The sequence below is a fragment of the Vibrio sp. 1580 genome (genome assembly GCF_033340055.1).
The window spans coordinates 1-586 of sequence record NZ_JAWOVT010000483.1 but is presented as its reverse complement, the minus strand read 5'-3'; the positions used below and the strand labels follow the sequence as shown (position 1 = coordinate 586).

The following is a 586-nucleotide window of genomic DNA, read 5'->3' as shown; positions in this document are numbered from 1 at the left end:
CCTCCAACAAACTGCCTCTGAGTTGTCTTCGCAGCAACTTGCTTGGGTCAGTGGGTACTTTTGGGGTTTAGCTCAACATCAACCAAGTGCGGCGGCAACACCAATCGCCCAAGCAGCTGCCGCAGTATCAGCAAAGCCTGCCGGTAAGTTGACCATCATTTTTGCTTCTCAAACCGGTAACGCAAAAGGTGTTGCTGAAGCGTTGGAACAAGAAGCAAAAGCAGAAGGAATTGCAGTAGAGTTGTTTGACGCAAGCGACTACAAAGGCAAAAACTTAGCCAAAGAAACGCACGTCATCATTGTTGCTTCTACCAACGGTGAGGGTGAAGCGCCAGACAATGCCATTGAGCTGCACGAGTTCTTACAATCTAAGAAAGCGCCTAAGCTATCAAACCTTCAATATGGTGTGATTGCATTGGGTGATTCTAGTTATGAGTTCTTCTGCCAAACTGGTAAAGACTTTGACACTTACTTAGCAAAACTGGGCGCGACGTCTTTTATTGAGCGTATTGACTGCGATGTTGATTACGAAGCGGCAGCGGAAGAATGGCGCAAGAATGCGCTAGGTAAAGTTAAAGAGACACTA

General features: G+C 46.8%; 1 protein-coding gene. It reads left to right on the top strand.

The features are described from left to right. Nucleotides 1-586, top strand: a 586-nt coding sequence (locus R7093_RS26715) for a flavodoxin domain-containing protein (protein ID WP_318147211.1), incomplete at both ends; no start/stop codon positions are given.